The sequence below is a fragment of the Actinomadura darangshiensis genome, from assembly GCF_004349235.1.
Lineage (GTDB): Bacteria > Actinomycetota > Actinomycetes > Streptosporangiales > Streptosporangiaceae > Spirillospora > Spirillospora darangshiensis.
On the sequence record NZ_SMKY01000572.1, the window covers coordinates 1 to 2,234 of the forward strand.

Genomic DNA, 2,234 nt, shown 5'->3' on the forward strand with positions numbered 1-2,234 from the left:
CTGCGGAAACGAATGGCCCGCACCGAACAACACCTCGATCTGCGCACGCTCAGCGAGCGTAAGACGACGTCCTGGCACAACAAGATCCTTCCAGGAACCTCGTTGCAACAGACACTAGAAACCGCCGCCAGTTCCGCGGGGAGTAGTCGCCGTGTCGGTAAACCAGCGGGAGGTCGGCGACCAGAGAGGGCAGCTGGATGGCGACGTCGTTGACCAGGGCGAGCTGGTCGTCGTCCAGTTGGTCGCCGAGTTTGTCCAGGCAGACGGCGGCTTCGGTGGCTTGGTCAGTCATCGAGCCCATCAGCGTCTGCCGGGCACGTGGCGAGGCGGGTTCAGGGTGGTTGTGCCAGCGGCGCAGGAGCCGGCCGGCGAGTTCGTGGACGCGGGCCTCAGCCGTGGGAGAGAACGGCTGGTCCCGGACGATGCTTCCTGCCAGCGCGGTGGTCAGAATGGCTCGCAGGGTCGGATCGGCGGCCAGCATTCGGGGTGCCTGATCGGGCCCGAGTGCGGTGGCGTGACGGTAGGCGTGCGTCTCGCGGGCGTAGCTGGCCGATGAGGGACTGAGCTTGACATATGCGGCGGTATCGCCGCCCAGGCGCCAGACCTGTGAATTGTCGCGCTCCCAGGACGCATCGATCGCGGTGATGACCCCCGGCAGGTGGAGGGCGACCCAGCGGCGCAGATCGGGCGGCAAGGCGGCGGTGTCGCGCATCTTCGGGGTGCGTCTCCGGTATCGCGATGAGGTCGCGGGCGTTCCCGTCTGGGCGAGAGTGCGGCGCGGGATGTCGATCGCCTGCACCGCGATGGGGCCGCTCATCTTCTCATTTCTTGTGGCGGTAGCGCGGGAGGGCGCAGCCTGGTGGCGGCATCTGATCGCCGCGGGGCGGTGCGAGGCGTGTGGGTGGCGGGGCACTTTTGAATGCCTCCCTTGTCAGAAGTGCTCGGGCAGCCAGGGTTCGCGGTCGCTGGTGGCCTGGACGAGGTCGGCGATCGCGGCCAGGGCACCCTCCATGCCCGCGAGGGCTGCTGCGGTCGCGGTGCGGTAGCCACCGGCGTACCAGACGGCGAGCTGGCGGCGGGTGAGGGTGCAGCGGCCGGGGGCCGAGGACGGTTCTGAGGTCCCCCGGAGCACGGCCATCTGCCTGAGGTCACCGGCGACCATCAGGAAGGACGTTCGCCATGCCGTCACCACACCCACCCGAGTTCCGCCGCCGCGCGAGGAACCTCAACCGGGCCGCCGCCGACCACGCCGCCCAGGCAACGACAAGCACTGGTCTTGCGGTAGGTCAGGTCATCCCGGCCAGCATTGGGCTGGCGCGGTCAACGAACTTGGCGACACCGGTGCTGCGGCGATACGGGCGAAGGTTGTCGACAAGGCGGGATAGGTGGCCGATGCATCGGGTGGAGTCGACTTCGCCCGCCAGCGCGTCCAGGGCACGGCTGCCGTGAGTGAGGGCCTGGTCGAGCTCGGGCCGGTCTTGTTGCAGGTAAGTGGTGGCCAACAGCACGTGGCGCAGGGCGCCTTCCCGGGAGTAGGAAGAATCTTGGAGACTCAGGCCGTTGCGCAGGTGAGCGCGGGCTCGGGAGTGGTCGCCGAGCTTGAGGTAGCAGTAGCCAGCCTGGGCGTGGGCCTGGGCTTGGTCCATCCAATAGCACCAGTCCGGTGGCCCCCAAGAGGCAGTCGTGGCGGTGAGGGCGTCAAAGGCGGCGTCGATCGCCCGCCGGGCTGGGGTGGTGGCGTGGTCATTGGCGTGGGCTTCGGCCGCCCGCAGTTCCAGGATCGCGGTGACGGCCGGAGTGGCTCCGCCGTATCCAGATCGCGCTGTCTCGGCGAGAGTCACGGCCTCGCGGACCTGGCCGATGTCTTTGGCCTGACATGACCAGAAGCCCAGCACGTTGGCGCCGAGCGCGCGGTCGCCGGCGGTGTGGGCGGCGTGCAGGGCCGCGATCCAGTACCGCTGGGCTCGCGGGTGAAGACCGGCGTCGAAGCTGATGAACCCGGCCAGGCGCAGCAGTTCGGCGGTGGTGGCGTGCAGGCGCCGGCCGACGGCGTCGGTGTAGGAGTGCTGGTCCAGCAGGCCGGTGACGTAGCGCAGGTGCTGGTGGACCAGGTCCAGGAGCTTACCGCCGCCGAGTTGGTCGTCCATCCGCCGCAGCCCGGCGGTGATCTGGTCGAGGTGGTCAACGACCTGCATCGGCACCCGTGCCCCGGTGGTGTGGGAGCTGTCGGGGGT

At 69.2% G+C, this 2,234-nt stretch carries 3 protein-coding genes; all 3 read right to left on the reverse strand.

What is annotated here, in order from left to right; genetic code table 11:
• Positions 1–49: 49 nt before the first annotated feature.
• Positions 50–817, reverse strand: coding sequence for an aminoglycoside phosphotransferase family protein (locus E1293_RS46500; RefSeq protein ID WP_132206477.1), 768 nt, complete (start codon positions 815–817; stop codon positions 50–52).
• 114 nt (positions 818–931) lie between these two features.
• The gene (locus E1293_RS46505; RefSeq protein ID WP_207939543.1) at positions 932–1,189 is read right to left on the reverse strand and encodes a sterol carrier protein domain-containing protein; all 258 of its coding nucleotides are present in this window, start codon (positions 1,187–1,189) and stop codon (positions 932–934) included.
• 97 nt (positions 1,190–1,286) lie between these two features.
• Positions 1,287–2,234: NsdA family TPR-like regulatory protein (locus E1293_RS46510; RefSeq protein ID WP_481726119.1), on the reverse strand; the 948-nt coding region annotated here is incomplete at its 5' end.

What these genes read in the sequence shown, in the direction of transcription:
- E1293_RS46500 (WP_132206477.1), bottom strand. Translation starts at nt 817, where the DNA reads ATGAGCGGCCCCATCGCGGTGCAGGCGATCGACATCCCGCGCCGCACT.